Here is a 14,948-nt window from a genome sequence, read left to right on the forward strand (position 1 = left end):
CCAGAAGCGCGATTGCGAACCGTAGCGGACGCCGCGTGAAGGGGCTGGCCTGCCCAAAATTACGGCAAGATTCGCGGTCTGTGCTGCCAAACTGAGCAGCGGTGCGTCCTGATTCCGTGCTTAAAGCCGCATCGGAGTGCTAGCGATAACAAAATCTCTGACCCGCACCTTCTGTCCAGTTGGCGGGTGCGGATTGTCGTTTTCGCGGCCTTTTCTCTGCCTGCGCTGTCGTTCTTGGCGGTTGAAATGTCCGATTTGAAACCGACACCTTTGTCCATTCCCCGGACAAAGCTCGGAATGCGAACAAAATGGCCCTTTCCAGATTGGCTGTCGCCGTCCTCATTTTGCCGGTTTCGAACCGGGCGGGCGGAGCTGTGGTCAGACAGGTTGGGCAAAAAGCGGACGCATTGGTCGACCTCTGCAGATGGTGTCGATCCTAAAACCTGCCCCCGAAGCGCCTGGGGGAGCGGGTCAAAAAACAGTGGCGCATCACAGCTAACAGGGAACACTCATGTCGATAAAACCACCATTCACGGACCTTGAGATCGAAAAGGCTCCGTCAGGATTTTATGAGGGCTACAGTCTGCCCATCGCATTGATCAGTAAAACAGTGATGACCGCGCTGGTCCTCTGGGCGCTGATCTGGCCGGGCAACGCAAATTCTGTCCTGTCCGCCGTCAACAGCACGCTGCTGAACGGGTTCAACTCCTTCTACATCATCTCGGTCGGCCTGTTTGCCGTCTTCCTTTTCATCCTCGCGATTCTCCCGTCGACAGGCAGCAAGAAGCTGGGCCCGGCTGATGCGACGCCGGAGTTCAACAACTTTTCCTGGTTCTCGATGATGTTCGGCGCCGGTCTGGGTGTTGGTCTCATGGTTTTTGCCACCGCCGAGCCGCTTGGCCTGTGGGGCTCTAACCCCGTGGTTCTGTCCGGTGCGGTTGAGGCCAATTCCGAGGCCGCAGTGCAATCAGCGTACCGCTACACGTTTCTTCACTACGGGTTCCATGCATGGGCCATCTACGTGATGACCGGTCTGTCGCTGGCCTATTACGCCTATACACGTGATATGCCGCTGACCATTCGCTCGGCGCTGACCCCGCTGCTGGGCAAGGCCGCGAACGGGTTCATTGGCCACCTGGTCGATGTGCTTGGCGTTGTGGCAACCATCCTTGGCGTGTCGGTAACCATCGGCTTTGGCGTCAGCCAGTTCGTCAACGGTGTCTATGCGGTGTCCGGAATGGAATGGCTGATGAATGGTGACGCAGAGGCGCCGCAGCCGGGTGTCGTCGGGCTGATTGCCGCGCTGGTCGTTATCATGGGGCTGTCGATCCTGTCGGCGGTGTCGGGTGTTGGTCGCGGCATCAAATATCTGTCGAACCTGAACCTGGTTCTGTCTCTGATCCTGTTGCTGACATTTGTCTTCTTCGGGTCCTTCTTCTTTGCCATGAGCAAATTCGGTAGCGGTCTGGTCGACTACATCCTGCATTTCCTGCAGCTGTCTTTCGGTGCCTATGGCCCGCAGACCGCAGATGCGTTTGCGGCAGCGATCCCATCTGCTGCGCAGTCCCTGCCGGCTGAGGATCTGAGCGCGGTCTACAGCTCGGCCACCTCGCCGTGGGGTTCGTTCAGCGGCTTTGCTGAAGGTCTGCCTGCCTCTGCCGCAGCATTGGATGCAGAGGCGATCTATGCCGCAGGTGAACAGGGCCGTCAGTTTGGTTGGCAGGCTGGCTGGACCACATTCTACTGGGCTTGGTGGATCGCGTTCTCGCCGTTTGTTGGTTTGTTCCTGGCACGCATTTCCCGTGGTCGCACCGTGCGCGAGTTCATCTTTGGCTGCGTGATCGCTCCGGCAATCGTCTGCTTCCTGTGGATGACCATCCTTGGCGGTACCGCAATTGATCTTGAGCTGAATGGCGATGCCGCTGGCGCACTGATTGGTGCCAGCAACACGGCAAAGCTGTTTGCAACGCTTGAGCAGATGATCTCTGGCGGGTTCCTGGCCGGCATCACCATCATGTGCGTGGTGCTGATCCTGACCTTCCTCGTGACCTCTGCCGACTCGGGCATTCTCGTGATGAACACCATCATGTCGGGTGGTGAGCAGGAAACCGGGATCAAGCACCGCATCATCTGGGGTCTGATCCTGACCGCTGTAATCGGCGCGCTGATCATTGCGGGCAACAGTGGCGCAGCTGCGAACCCATTCGGTGCGTTGCAGAATGCGATGATTATCGGTGCTCTGCCCTTTACCATCGTGATGGTGCTGATGCTGATTTCGCTGATCAAGGCGCTCTATCGCGACAATCTGCGCGAAAAGGCTGATTGATCCCCGCCATTTCGCCAGTTGAGAAGGGCCGCGCATTGCGCGGCCCTTCGTTGTTTCCGGGGTCTGGAACCAATCTATGAGCTTTACTCATATAGGGGTGCTGCAATCTCATTGGAAAATGACATCGGATTGGGCAATAAAAAAACCCAGTAAGATAAAGGGGTACGGCCATGGATCGCGCCGAAATCGTGCATCAGAACTTTCTTGACCATGCGGTGAAGGGCAACTTGCCCGAAGGTGCGGCCCCATCAGGCAGGCTTTCACCTGATCTGGCCGTCTCCATCTATCGTGCTCAGGTCCTCAGCCGGGCGCTTGATCGCACCAGCCGCGCTATGCAGAAGGCGGGTCAGGGGTTTTACACCATCGGATCGTCCGGGCATGAGGGCATGGCAGCGGTGGCTAGGGCGCTGCGGCCAACTGATATGGCGTTTCTGCACTACCGCGATGCCGCGTTCCAGATTGCGCGCGCCGATCAGGTGCCGGGACAGAATATCGCTTGGGACATGCTTTTGTCCTTTGCCTGTTCGCGAGAGGATCCGACATCGGGCGGGCGCCACAAGGTGCTGGGCTCCAAGGCGCTGATGATCCCGCCCCAGACCTCGACCATTGCCAGCCACCTCCCCAAGGCGGTTGGTGCGGCCTATTCGATTGGCGCTGCGCGGCGGCATGATCCAGAGCACCGCGTCCTGCCGCAGGATGGTCTCGTGATGTGCTCCTTTGGGGATGCTTCGGCCAATCATTCGACCGCTCAGGGGGCGATCAATACGGCCTGCTGGGCGTCGGTGCAGTCGACCCCGCTGCCGCTGCTCTTTGTTTGCGAAGACAATGGGATCGGCATCTCGACCAAAACACCCAAGGGGTGGATCGAGGCCTCCATGTCGCATCGTCCGGGGATGCGCTATTTTCAGGCAGATGGTCTGAACATTCATGACACCTACGAGGTGGCCTGCGAGGCCGCAAGATACGTGCGAGAGCAACGCAAACCGGCGTTCCTGCATGTTCGCACCGTGCGTCTTTATGGCCATGCGGGGGCCGATGTTCCCACCACATATCTGTCAAAGGCAGAAGTGGAGGCGGATGAAGCCAATGATCCCCTGCTGCACAGTGTGCGATTGCTGTCACAGGCCGGCACCCTGTCGCGGCAGGAGGCCGCCCAGATCTATACCGACACCTGCGCGCGGGTAGAGCGGATCCGCTCGGAGGCGGTTACCAGGCCGCATCTTGAAACCGCAACCGATGTCAGCGCCAGCCTCATTCCACCGGCGCGCACCTGCAGGTCCGGTAATGGCCCGAGCCCAGAGGCCCGAGCCGAGGTTTTCGGCAGCGATCTGCGCGCTCAGTCAGAGCCGCAACCGATGAGCCGTCTGATCAACTGGGCGCTGACCGATCTGATGCTGGAGCATGGCGAGCTGGTCGCCATGGGCGAAGACGTCGGCCGCAAGGGCGGTGTTTATGGCGTGACGCAGAAACTGCAGCAGCGGTTTGGTCCGGATCGGGTGATTGATACGCTGCTGGATGAGCAGTCCATTCTGGGGCTGGCGATCGGGATGGGGCATAACGGGTTTGTTCCAATCCCGGAAATCCAGTTCCTTGCCTATCTGCACAATGCCGAAGATCAAATCCGGGGAGAGGCGGCGACACTTCCGTTTTTCTCTAACGGGCAATTTGCCAACCCTATGGTGCTGCGGATTGCAGGTCTGGGGTATCAAAAGGGGTTTGGTGGGCACTTTCACAATGACAACTCGCTCGCGGTGCTGCGCGACATTCCGGGCATCGTCATTGCCTGCCCATCAGATGGGGCCGAGGCCGCAATGATGCTGCGGGAGGCGGTGCGTTTGGCTCGCGAAGAGCAACGTGTCGTCGTCTTTATCGAGCCGATCGCGCTCTACCCCATGCGTGACCTGCATGAGGCCAAGGATGGCGCGTGGATGCGCAGCTATCCCTCGCCGGATCAGCGGATCGCTCTGGGTGATGTTGGCGTACACGGAGAAGGGACAGACCTTGCCATCGTCACCTATGGCAATGGGCGTTACCTGTCGACGCAGGCTCAGGCAGAGCTGCACAATCAGGGCATCAATGCGCGCGTCATCGACCTGCGTTGGCTGGCGCCGCTTCCCAAAGATGCGCTGTTGGCAGCTACCAAAGAGTGCAGCCGCATTCTTATCGTCGACGAATGCCGGACAACGGGAAGCCAGTCTGAGGGGCTTATGGCCATGTTCCATGAGGCAGGCACCAGCCAATTGGCCCGCGTCGTGGCCGAAGACTGTTTTATTCCCACCGGCCCGGCCTATGCCGCGACCCTGCCGTCAAAAGACAGCATTGTTGTAGCAGCCTTGCGTCTGATTGGAGAAGATCAATGACCCGTACCGCCGTTCTCATCTGCCCCGGTCGCGGCACCTACAACAAGGCCGAGCTTGGCTACCTGTCACGGTTTCACGGTGACAAGGCGGATTTGTTGGCAGGGTTTGACGCGCAGCGCGTGGACAGGGGGCAGGAAACGGTGACCGCGTTGGATGGGGCTGATCGGTTTTCGATGGCCAAGTTCTCGCGGGGTGATGTCGCCTCCCCTCTGATCTATGCCAGTGCGCTCGCGGATGCGCAGTCACTGGCAGAGGATATCGAGGTGGTCGCCGTGACCGGCAACTCTATGGGGTGGTACATTGCACTCGCAGCGGCCGGAGCGCTGAGCGATCAAGCCGGTTTTGAGGTCGTGAACACAATGGGCGGGCTGATGCAGTCGCAGTTGATTGGCGGGCAGCTGGTCTATCCCTGTCAGAGCGAAGACTGGCAGCTGGACCTTGTTGCCAAGGCTGAGCTGTTGTCGAAGGTCGATGAGATCAATCAACGTGCGGAACATGACCTCTCTCTGTCGATTGATCTGGGAGGAATGCTGGTTCTTGCCGGAAACGAAGCCGGGCTTTCGGCTTTTGAAAAAACAGTGCCTGTGCTGCAGGAGCGGTTCCCGATGCGCCTGCCCAATCATGCGGCGTTCCACACCAAGCTGCAGGAGCCTGTGGCCGCTGAAGGCCGCGCCCGGCTGTCTGCTGATCTGTTCCGCCAGCCTGTCAAACCGATGATTGATGGACGCGGCCAGATCTGGTGGCCCGGCGCAAACACGGTTGAGGCGCTGTGGTCCTATACCCTTGGTACCCAGGTGGTCGAACCATACGACTTTACTCGTGCGGTTCAGGTTGCGGCACGCGAATTCGCGCCGGATCTTTTTATCATTACCGGGCCCGGCACCACGCTGGGCGGTGCCATTGCGCAGTCGCTGGTTCAAATCAATTGGTGTGGCCTGTCGGGTAAAGCGGACTTCAAGGCGCGTCAGGCTGACAATCCGGTGGTCATCTCGATGGGCGATGCTGAGCAACGCAAAGTGGTCACACCCTGATCAGTCAAGTCGAGAGGAAAGATCCGCGAGGGGGATCGCGTATGCCTCCACCGGGCGAGACACATTGTGCAGGCTGACAGCCCCAAGAGAGATGCCATCCTCCGCATCGCCCAAGAGATCGCGACTGACAACGATTGGATGGCCACAGGTCTTGCCATAGTCCCCCAACCGGGCCGCGATGTTTGCGGCCTGGCCAATGACAGTGAAGTCCAGCCGTTCGCGCGAACCAACATTGCCATATGTGACACCGCCATACGCAAGCCCGATCGCGCACTCGCTGCGTTGACCGGTGTCTTCGTGAACGGCCTTGTCTAGATGAGCAACAATGCAGCGAGCGGATTTCAGGGCTTGCGCGCGGGCTGCGTCTGGCGTGTCGCCTGCAGGGAACACCGCCAGAACCGCGTCGCCGATGAACTTCAGCACCTCGCCGCCGTGATCATGGACGATGGTCGATGCGGTTTCAAAAAAGGTGTTGAGCAGGTCGATGTAGGCTGTCCGTCCCAGCTCCTCTTCGAGGCGGGTTGAGTTGCGCAGATCGCAGAACATGATGGCGGCATCGATGTCATCCCCGTCACCCCGGCGAATTTCACCCCCGAGCACCCGCGCGCCACTGCGTTTGCCGACATAGGTTTCAAGCAGTGATTGCGCATTCTCGCGCTGCATGAACACCTCGTAGAAGCGGGCGATCACCGCAGAGCATTCAAAGATCAAACCTAGGTTCTCGGTCGAGAACCCGTCAGGGTGATTTGAGGCGACTGTCAGCACATTGATCCGCCCGTCGGAAAAAGGCAGTGGCATCGCGACATAATCGGTTGCGCCGTCTTCCTGCAGATCCTTGAGGATGGGAAAGGCATCGCTTGGCTGGTCTGTACCCAGCCTGTGACGGATGCCACCCAACCCGTTTGACACATGGCGGAGCGGGCTGTTTTGAAACGCTGGGTGGTCGTGGATTTCGTAACTCGGTGCGTAGGTGGTGACGGAACTGTCCTTGCGGCTCCAGATGAAATTCTTGCCCGCAATCATGGGATGGAGCGACCAGGCCATCACTGACAAGCGCGACAGATGAACCCCGTGTTCCACCAGTTTCTCCGCCAGATTCTGGGTGAAATCCTCGGGTGTTGCGTGTTGTGCGGCCTCTCGCATCAGCCAATCGACGAGTGGGCCGGAGATGCTCCCGTAGTCCGGGGCGTCAAGGGTGTTGGTTCCAAGGTCGATTTCAACCTCGGAATTCGGCATGAAACTCACATGGCCCGCGATGCCAGCGGCTTCGGGCAGGGCATCATCATAGGACCAGACCGAGTTTTCCAGATGCTTTTGGCCGATGTCCAGATCCCGGTAGCCCGCTGTCCCCTTGAAGGGGCAAAATGTCTGGTGGCCGTTTGCTGCGCCGATACAGCTGTGCACGTCTTCTTGCGGGAAGTAGACCGCAGGTGGAAGGCGGGTTTCGTACATCACCTTGGCTTGCGTGCTCTGAGCGATGATGCGCCCTCCGAGGCGAGCGGTGACGGGTCCGCGCAGGGGTTCTACGAGGATGCCATAGGCCGGGCGGGCGGAAGCGGCGCGCATGTTCATTCGGATGTCCCGGATCTGGTCGGCAGGGACATGTCCCTGTCAAATGTCAAAACCGATGTGGTGCGCCGGGTCAGGATTTTCCAGACCTGATCCGGCAATTGGCATCATACCATACGGATGACATCCTTGTTGATCGACAGGACATAGCCCCGTTTGGCAATGTTCTTGACCAGCAACTCGCTGACCATTTGGTTGCCCAACGTATCACGCAGACGCTTGATCCGGGTTGCGCCAGCGGCCTCTTCGCAGTCGATGGCGGGACGGCCAGAGATCATCGCCTCGATTTCCGCACCTGACAGGACGTCGTCGTCCAGGCGGGCTTCTGCGAGAACCGATAGCGTCTCCATCGCCGCAGCGCTCAGCTTGAAACCCATGTTGTTGAGGTAGACGGTATTTTCCTCGCGGCTGATCAGCAGCTCTGTCACCTGGATACCCGCCCGTTCGATCTGTGCCATGCGTCTGTTCAGCATCACGAGCATCGCCAGCACGACCAAGGCCGCAACCATCATCATGGTCGCAAAAACCAGCAGCACGAAAATCACCATCCGGTAGCTGGTCAGTGTTTCAGCAAAAGCCGTCCCGGACTGTGCGAGGATTTCCAGCAGCTTGATTTCTGCCTGGGTGGTCAGGTCATTTTCAATAAACACCCGCTCGACCCGGGCGTTGAATGCGTTGGCGTCGGGTAGGGTCAGAAGCAAAACGGTGCCGGCAATAGCCAAAAGCGCCACGATGGCCGCAATCCCCAGCGCGATCACCCGGCTCCCCGCTGCGCGGACCTCAGAAACGGAGATAGTAGGGTCCGGCATCGGCTTTCCTTTGGGCCAGTCCTTCGGGTCCGAAAACCGACATGACATTGAGAAGGGTCCAGCCTTCCGCCGACAGGCGACTGGCGATTTCAGCCTTGGCGGCAGGCTTGCTGCAGGCTCCGCCGATCTGCGCCACACCATAGTGGAGCCGCAGAGGTGAATCCTGTTTGGCTTTGTAATCGGCATAGCATTCCGCTGCCGACGCTGGTCGCGCATCTGCGATCAGTCCACCCACAAGGGCTGCGATCAGTGCACAGGGAAGAAGCATGTGTTTCATGCCATCACCCTGCGCGTTCGGGACGCGATATTCAATAACCACAGGCCGTTGCGGGCGTTGATATCGGATATCAAGCGGGCGTTATTGCCTGTCCGGCGGGGGTGGAGACAGGCTGACTGCATCGGTCCCAGGACCAATTGATTTGCAGCTTCTCAGGAAGGATACACCATGTTCCGCATTCGCAGCGCCGCCAAGGACATCGCTGGTCAGACAACCGGCAAGACCAAACACCACCATAGGTTCATCACGCTTGTCGTGGCCGCAGCGGTGGCCATCACGGGTTTTACTGCTGCACCGGCCCGCGCTGATGAAGATGTTGCAAAGGTTCTCGCGGGTCTTGCCGTGCTGGGCATCATCGGGGCGATTGTCAACAAGGCAGACGATAACGACAATCACCATGTCAGCCGCCCGCATCACCCGCATCGGCCCAAGCCGCTGCCCCCGCGTATCGCCCGATATGACCTGCCTGCGCAGTGCGTGAAGTATTTCCCCCGCTACAGCCAGAGCCGCACGCTGATCGGGCGGGGCTGCCTGCGCAAGAATTATCGCTACGAGCACGACCTGCCGAGCGCCTGCCGCGTGACCTTTTGGAACGGTCAGCGCAACCGAACAGGATACCGCCCCGAGTGCCTGACAAACCGTGGCTATCGCATCACACGTCGCTGAAATAAGGCGACGGGTGTCGAGCAGACCTGGGGGGCCTTTGCCCCCCTTTTTTGCTGTTTGAGAGCGTGTGGCTTGCGCCGCGCCGCAAAACCGGATCAGACAGTCATATGGAACATCCTGATTACAGTTTGGAAGCGGCCGCCATCGCGCGTGGCCATAGACGCATCGCTGGCGTGGACGAGGTGGGCCGTGGCCCTTTGGCAGGGCCGGTCACGGCTGCGGCTGTCATTCTTGACCCGGACGCCATTCCCGACGGGCTGAATGATTCAAAAAAGCTGAGCGCCAAAAAACGAGAGGCGGTAGAGGCTGACATATTTCAGTCGGCAGAGGTGTCTATTGCACACGCTAGCGTGGAAGAGATTGATTCATTGAACATTTTGCGCGCGTCGCATCTTGCGATGGAACGTGCTGTCGCTGCGCTCGACCCTCCCCCTGACTATCTGTTGATTGATGGCAACCTGATCCCGAAGGGTGTGCAGCAGCCTGCGGAATTCGTGATCAAGGGCGATGGCAAATCAGTTTCGATCGCCGCGGCCTCGATCGTCGCAAAGCTGGCACGCGATCGGATCATGGTGGATTTGGCGCAACAGTTTCCGGGATATGGTTGGGATAAAAATGCGGGCTACCCGTCCAAACAACATCGCGAAGCGCTGATCGAGATCGGTGTGACCCCACATCATCGTCGTTCCTTTAAGCCGGTACACAAGATATTGTATCAAGAGTGAAGCGCACGGCGTTGTTCTAAAAAACAAATTGACCTCGATTCCCCGATAACTCATCCTGTGGACAACCAAAATGAGCGCAAAAATGCGCCGTGGTTATCGAGGCAGAGCAAATGAACAAAACACTTACACGGGGCGCGTCAGCGCTCCCTCTAAACGCGATCCTTGATGGTGACTGCATCGAGGTGATGGCTGGTCTTCCGTCAAATTCGGTTGACATGATCTTTGCGGATCCCCCGTACAACCTGCAACTGAAGGGCCAATTGCACCGCCCGGATAACAGCAAGGTCGATGCGGTTGATGATCACTGGGATCAGTTTTCCAGCTTTGGCGTCTACGACAAATTTACCCGTGACTGGCTGAAGGAAGCCCGCCGGATCCTGAAGCCGAACGGCTCGATCTGGGTGATCGGCTCCTACCACAACATCTTCCGCGTCGGCACCGCGATGCAGGATGAGGGCTTCTGGATCCTCAACGATGTGATCTGGCGCAAGTCGAACCCGATGCCGAACTTCCGCGGCAAGCGTTTCACCAACGCCCATGAAACGATGATCTGGGCGTCGAAATCCGAAGGTGCAAAATACACCTTCAACTACGAAGCCCTGAAGGCGCTGAACGAAGGCTTGCAGATGCGCTCTGACTGGGTGCTGCCGATCTGCACAGGCCATGAGCGTCTGAAAGACGACGCCGGCAACAAGGCCCACCCGACCCAGAAACCGGAATCGCTGCTGCACCGCATCCTGCTGGGCTCCACCAACCCCGGTGACGTGGTTCTTGACCCATTCTTTGGCACAGGTACGACTGGCGCAGTCGCCAAGATGCTGGGGCGCGAGTTCATTGGCATCGAGCGCGAAGCGACCTACCGCGAAGTTGCGGAAAAGCGGATCAAATCGGTTCGCAAGTTCGACCGCGAGGCGCTTCAGGTGTCGGCCAGCAAACGCGCCGAACCGCGGGTGCCCTTTGGCCAGTTGGTCGAACGCGGCATGCTGCGCCCGGGCGAAGAGCTTTACTCGATGAACCGTCGCCACAAGGCAAAGGTCCGTGCAGACGGAACCTTGATTGGCGACAACATCAAAGGATCGATCCATCAGGTCGGTGCGCATCTGGAAAACGCGCCTTCCTGCAACGGCTGGACCTACTGGTGCTTTAAGCGCGATGGCAAGACCGTGCCAATCGATGTGCTGCGTCAGCAGATCCGGGCAGAGTTGCAGAACTGATCCCACCCTTTTCACAACCTGTGTGAAACCGCAGGCGCCGTCCATTGGGGCGGCGCCAGACTTGCCCCGCCCGTCCGGCGGGGCCTTTTTGCTATCTGGGGTGTCCTCGTGCGGGTGCGGCCCGGACGCACATTCCGACCTTTTCGCGCGCGTGATACGCACGTGCAAACGATCCCGTCAGCAGTTAGTTTGATGGCAGGACAGGCGCTGATGCATGGAACCCAGCACGATGGAAAAAACGGCCCCGCCGCCACCATTGGATAGTGATGCAGCTCTGGCGAGCCAGGAAACGCCCTATGCGCTGGACGCGCTGACAGAGCACAAACGTAACGGTCTTGAACTGGCTGTGCGGGCACGTTGGATTGCGATGGCGATCACGGCGGTGTTCCTTGTCTACATCAACCCGCACTGGGATGTTCTCTACTACCATTTCATTCTGGCCCTGATCTGCATCAACGGCTGGTTCATCCGTCGGGTCGGGCGTGTCGGCCAGTCCCGGATGGAGCTTTTGCTGATCTACATTGATCTGGCGATCATGACCTTTGGCATGGTGGTGCCCAATCCGTTCAGCGACAATTCCACCCCACTGCGGATGCAATATCGGTTCGACAATTTCCTGTATTTCTTCATCATTCTTGCAGCCGGAACGCTGGCCTATTCGTGGCGGACCGTCATGGCCATAGGCGTCTGGACGGTCACGATGTGGCTGGTGGCCGCGCTGATTGCCTGGTGGCTCACGGACCCTGTGCCGGGGCTGACAGAAGGTGTCATGGCGGTGGTAGGGTACGACCCGATCATGGCGGAGTTCATGGACCCCAACAGCTTTGGATTGCAGCTGCGGCTGCAAGAGGCCGTGGTTTTCCTGATCGTCGCAGCGACATTGGCGGCGTCCTCGCGTCGTTTCTATATCCTGATCCAGAACAATGCCGGGCTGGAACGGGAAAGAGCCAACCTGTCGCGCTATTTCTCGCCCAATGTGGTCAGCCAGCTGTCCCAGAATGACGAGCCGCTGAAACAGGTCCGCAGGCAGGATGTGGCCGTGATGTTCATCGACATCATTGGCTTTACCAAACTCGCTGCAGAGCAGGACGCCTATCACGTCATTCAGCTCTTGCAGGAGTTCCATGGCCGGATGGAGACGGAGGTTTTCCGCCATGATGGAACCTTGGACAAGTACCTGGGAGACGGGCTTATGGCGACATTCGGGACGCCGGTCGCAGGCGCAAGGGACGCCACAAATGCGCTTGCCTGTGCCCGATCAATGCAGCTCACCCTGGAGCGCTGGAACACTGACCGTCGCCGCGCGGGTGAACAAGAGATAGAGGTCGGCATTGGCGTGCATTTTGGTGAAACGGTTCTGGGTGATATCGGCGCGAACCGGCTGGAATATGCGGTGATCGGAAATACGGTGAACGTTGCGGCCCGGCTGGAAGAGCGCACCAGACGACTGGGGGCGCAGATCATCATCAGCGATGCCCTGTTGCAGCGCGCGCGGGAGGAGGGCGGAGACCCCGACCTGTGGGAGGGATTTGTTGCCCACCCGGATCAGGAGCTGCGCGGATTGAACCAACCCCTGTCGCTCTGGGCTCTGCCGCGGGTTTGATCGGGCGGGGCGTGGTCCTTTGGGCTAATCCTAGGTAGGCTCTGGCCGGTCAGAGGCTGGGAGGGCCTTGTTGTAGGGGGTCCAGTCGGTGATCTCCGGATAATAGGTTTGCCGCCAGTTCCGGACCCTTGGGTTCATCACCCTGCGCCAGAGCGGCGGAACCATCGCAGCAACGGTCATCACTGGATAGCCATAGGGCAGTTGAGGCGCATCTGTTTCGGTGTGGTTCTGCAACAAGGGAAACCGCCGGTCCGGTTTGTAGTGGTGATCGGAATGGCGTTGCAGATTGATCAATAGCCAGTTCGACGCCTTATGAGCGGCATTCCATGAATGTCGCGGCAGTACATGTTCGAATTTTCCGTTTCCCAGATATTTCCGGGTCAGACCGTAATGTTCGACATAGTTGACCAGTTCCAGCTGCCAAATCGCGACGCCGGCTTGAACGCAGAACAGCATCAGACCGCTCAGCCCTCCGGAAAGAAACGCTATCAGCAGCATCGCCCCCTGCAGAGCCCAGTAGCGATAGAACGGGTTACGGGGATGGGTCCAGTGCTGGTTTCGGCGCGAAAGCTGTTCCTTTTCGGCCCGAAAGGCCGACAGCCAGCATTGCCGCAGCACACGGGGGTAAAACCGGTGAAACCCTTCGTTGTAGCGCGCGGTAACGGGGTCACGGGGGGTGGCGACATGCCGGTGGTGCACCAAAAGATGTTCTGAGCGGAAGTGCGAATACAGCACCATCGCCAGAAGGAGATCAGCCAGCCAGCGCTCCAACCTGCTTTTCTGGTGCATCAGTTCGTGGCTGTAGTTGATCCCAACCGTGCCACTGAGAACGCCCATCCCGAAAAAGACACCGATCCGTTCAACTGTCGACAGATGGTCAGCCTGTGGCACATAGATCAGAAGACCGATCAGCAGAACAAACTGCACAGGCACCCATGCCATCGTGAGAGCGGTATACCAGCGCAGATCACTGTCCGGTGTCATCGGGTCTGCGTTTTCGGTGTTCAATCCGAAAACGCCATCAAGCGCCGCAAACAGATACCAGGTCGCCAAAGGGGGCAGCAGGATGAACCAGCCGCCAAACAGCGCAGAGACGACCAGCAGGGGAACAAGCAGAAATGACAGCCAGAACGGCAGGGCTGTCTGCCAACTGCGCAGTTTGTCAGGGGCGATCATGGGCCGGGGCCTCCTATCTCAGGCTGCGAGATTGGGCCAACTATGGCGTTCTTGCACCCAAATGAGAAGGGATCAGCGGCCTTTCCAAAGGTCAAATGCCTTGCGCATGACCGTCGGCAGGTCAGATGGTCTGAAGTCATGCCGGGCGATGATCTGTTCTGACCCTTGGGGATGATAACCGGTTGGCAACTGTGCAAGTTTTACACGCAGGATCAGGTGGAAGTGCGTGAATGTATGGCGCACCTCTGCGCCGAGTTCTTGCCAGTCGGCGTCAAACGGCGGCCTGTCCACCGGATCTTCGTTCCAGTCGCTTCCGGGCCAGCCCAACATCCCGCCAAGCAGCCCCTTGTCCGGCCGCTGTTCCAACAGCCAGTCACCAGCCTCGCTGCGCGCCAGATAAATGAAGCCAAGCCGGGTTGGTTTGGGTTTCTTTGGTGTCTTCTTGGGGAGTTCGGTGGCTGTTCCCGCGAGCCGCGCAGCACAGGGGGTGCGCCAGGGACAGATGCCGCAGGCCGGGTTGCGCGGAGTGCAGATTGTCGCCCCCAGATCCATGACAGCCTGTGCGTGATCGCCCGGACGGCCTGTGGGGGTCAGATCCGCGGCTTTTTCCTTCAGCTCTGGTTTTGCCGCCGGAAGAGGCGTGTGGATGTCATACAATCGGGCCATCACCCGTTCGACATTGCCATCCAGCACCGTTTCTTTGCGGTCAAACGCGATCGCAGAGATGGCCGCCGCAGTATAAGGTCCGATCCCCGGAAGTTTGATCAGACCGTCATAGGTGTCGGGAAAGACGCCCCCATGATCCTGCGCAACCACGCGCGCACATTTGAGCAGGTTGCGGGCGCGGGCATAATAGCCAAGTCCTGCCCATTCTCCCATAACATCGGCATCTTCGGCTGCGGCGAGGTCTGCAACTGTTGGCCAGCGGGTGGTGAACCGATGGAAGTAGTCCTTTACCGCGGCAACCGTCGTCTGCTGAAGCATCACTTCGCTCAGCCAGATTCGATAAGGATCAGGCCAGACCCCCTGTGCGCGATCCGCAGGGCTGATCCGCCAGGGCAGATCGCGGGCGTGCTGATCGTACCATTCCAGCAGGGTGTCGCTGTGTGGCTTGGGCTGGCTGTCTAGGTCACGCATTCTTTATCTCTTTTGGCCGGGTTTCGCTGGCGCTTGCATTGCAGCCCTTTACATT

12 protein-coding genes are annotated in these 14,948 nt (G+C 59.0%); 7 read left to right on the forward strand and 5 right to left on the reverse strand.

The features are described 5' to 3' along the window. The first annotated feature begins 511 nt into the window (after nt 1–511). From NIT7645_RS16405 to NIT7645_RS16415, 3 genes are all read left to right on the forward strand, one after another. Nucleotides 512–2,326 (forward strand): BCCT family transporter, encoded by a 1,815-nt coding sequence (locus tag NIT7645_RS16405; RefSeq protein ID WP_008559841.1) that lies wholly within the window; start codon nt 512–514, stop codon nt 2,324–2,326. Between the two features lie 170 nt (nt 2,327–2,496). After that, nucleotides 2,497–4,686 (forward strand): dehydrogenase E1 component subunit alpha/beta, encoded by a 2,190-nt coding sequence (locus NIT7645_RS16410; RefSeq protein ID WP_050687586.1) that lies wholly within the window; start codon nt 2,497–2,499, stop codon nt 4,684–4,686. Next, complete coding sequence (locus NIT7645_RS16415) at nt 4,683–5,717, forward strand: ACP S-malonyltransferase (RefSeq protein WP_037302605.1); 1,035 nt, start codon at nt 4,683–4,685, stop codon at nt 5,715–5,717. The genes NIT7645_RS16410 and NIT7645_RS16415 overlap by 4 nt, the downstream gene beginning before the upstream one ends. Here the strand turns inward: NIT7645_RS16415 and NIT7645_RS16420 are convergent, their stop codons facing one another. The 3 genes from NIT7645_RS16420 to NIT7645_RS16430 form a co-directional block, all read right to left on the reverse strand. After that, nucleotides 5,718–7,289 (reverse strand): DUF427 domain-containing protein, encoded by a 1,572-nt coding sequence (locus NIT7645_RS16420; RefSeq protein WP_050687588.1) that lies wholly within the window; start codon nt 7,287–7,289, stop codon nt 5,718–5,720. 104 nt (nt 7,290–7,393) lie between these two features. Continuing rightward, complete coding sequence (locus NIT7645_RS16425; protein ID WP_008562584.1) at nt 7,394–8,095, reverse strand: winged helix-turn-helix domain-containing protein; 702 nt, start codon at nt 8,093–8,095, stop codon at nt 7,394–7,396. Next, nucleotides 8,067–8,372 carry a hypothetical protein gene (locus NIT7645_RS16430; RefSeq protein WP_037303009.1) on the reverse strand — a complete coding sequence of 102 codons (306 nt, stop codon included), beginning with the start codon at nt 8,370–8,372 and terminating at the stop codon, nt 8,067–8,069. The genes NIT7645_RS16425 and NIT7645_RS16430 overlap by 29 nt, the downstream gene beginning before the upstream one ends. 168 nt (nt 8,373–8,540) lie before the next feature. Here NIT7645_RS16430 and NIT7645_RS16435 point away from each other — a divergent pair, with 168 nt between their 5' ends. From NIT7645_RS16435 to NIT7645_RS16450, 4 genes are all read left to right on the forward strand, one after another. Next, on the forward strand, nt 8,541–9,038 hold the full coding sequence (locus NIT7645_RS16435; RefSeq protein ID WP_008558865.1) for a hypothetical protein: 498 nt from the start codon (nt 8,541–8,543) through the stop codon (nt 9,036–9,038). A 107-nt stretch (nt 9,039–9,145) separates the two neighbouring features. Next, nucleotides 9,146–9,763, forward strand: coding sequence for a ribonuclease HII (gene rnhB, locus NIT7645_RS16440; protein WP_008561796.1), 618 nt, complete (start codon nt 9,146–9,148; stop codon nt 9,761–9,763). A gap of 110 nt (nt 9,764–9,873) precedes the next feature. Beyond that, on the forward strand, nt 9,874–10,977 hold the full coding sequence (locus NIT7645_RS16445) for a site-specific DNA-methyltransferase (RefSeq protein ID WP_037302603.1): 1,104 nt from the start codon (nt 9,874–9,876) through the stop codon (nt 10,975–10,977). Nucleotides 10,978–11,191: 214 nt separating this feature from the next. Beyond that, nucleotides 11,192–12,580 (forward strand): adenylate/guanylate cyclase domain-containing protein, encoded by a 1,389-nt coding sequence (locus tag NIT7645_RS16450; protein ID WP_082204895.1) that lies wholly within the window; start codon nt 11,192–11,194, stop codon nt 12,578–12,580. 30 nt (nt 12,581–12,610) lie between these two features. Here the strand turns inward: NIT7645_RS16450 and NIT7645_RS16455 are convergent, their stop codons facing one another. Beyond that, nucleotides 12,611–13,756 carry an alkane 1-monooxygenase gene (locus tag NIT7645_RS16455; protein ID WP_008562766.1) on the reverse strand — a complete coding sequence of 382 codons (1,146 nt, stop codon included), beginning with the start codon at nt 13,754–13,756 and terminating at the stop codon, nt 12,611–12,613. A 72-nt stretch (nt 13,757–13,828) separates the two neighbouring features. Next, entirely contained in the window at nt 13,829–14,893 is a 1,065-nt protein-coding gene (gene mutY / locus NIT7645_RS16460; protein ID WP_008562893.1) for an A/G-specific adenine glycosylase, read from the reverse strand. Between the last annotated feature and the right edge of the window lie 55 nt (nt 14,894–14,948).

The sequence above is a fragment of the Phaeobacter italicus genome (assembly GCF_001258055.1).
GTDB lineage: Bacteria > Pseudomonadota > Alphaproteobacteria > Rhodobacterales > Rhodobacteraceae > Phaeobacter > Phaeobacter italicus.

Excerpts from the sequence above, each read along its gene's own strand:
- rnhB (WP_008561796.1), top strand. The coding sequence starts at position 9,146 with ATGGAACATCCTGATTACAGTTTGGAAGCGGCCGCCATCGCGCGTGGC.
- NIT7645_RS16455 (WP_008562766.1), bottom strand. The coding sequence starts at position 13,756 with ATGATCGCCCCTGACAAACTGCGCAGTTGGCAGACAGCCCTGCCGTTC.
- NIT7645_RS16405 (WP_008559841.1), top strand. The coding sequence starts at position 512 with ATGTCGATAAAACCACCATTCACGGACCTTGAGATCGAAAAGGCTCCG.
- NIT7645_RS16445 (WP_037302603.1), top strand. The coding sequence starts at position 9,874 with ATGAACAAAACACTTACACGGGGCGCGTCAGCGCTCCCTCTAAACGCG.
- NIT7645_RS16410 (WP_050687586.1), top strand. The coding sequence starts at position 2,497 with ATGGATCGCGCCGAAATCGTGCATCAGAACTTTCTTGACCATGCGGTG.
- NIT7645_RS16430 (WP_037303009.1), bottom strand. The coding sequence starts at position 8,372 with ATGAAACACATGCTTCTTCCCTGTGCACTGATCGCAGCCCTTGTGGGT.
- mutY (WP_008562893.1), bottom strand. The coding sequence starts at position 14,893 with ATGCGTGACCTAGACAGCCAGCCCAAGCCACACAGCGACACCCTGCTG.
- NIT7645_RS16450 (WP_082204895.1), top strand. The coding sequence starts at position 11,192 with ATGGAACCCAGCACGATGGAAAAAACGGCCCCGCCGCCACCATTGGAT.
- NIT7645_RS16435 (WP_008558865.1), top strand. The coding sequence starts at position 8,541 with ATGTTCCGCATTCGCAGCGCCGCCAAGGACATCGCTGGTCAGACAACC.
- NIT7645_RS16420 (WP_050687588.1), bottom strand. The coding sequence starts at position 7,289 with ATGAACATGCGCGCCGCTTCCGCCCGCCCGGCCTATGGCATCCTCGTA.
- NIT7645_RS16415 (WP_037302605.1), top strand. The coding sequence starts at position 4,683 with ATGACCCGTACCGCCGTTCTCATCTGCCCCGGTCGCGGCACCTACAAC.
- NIT7645_RS16425 (WP_008562584.1), bottom strand. The coding sequence starts at position 8,095 with ATGCCGGACCCTACTATCTCCGTTTCTGAGGTCCGCGCAGCGGGGAGC.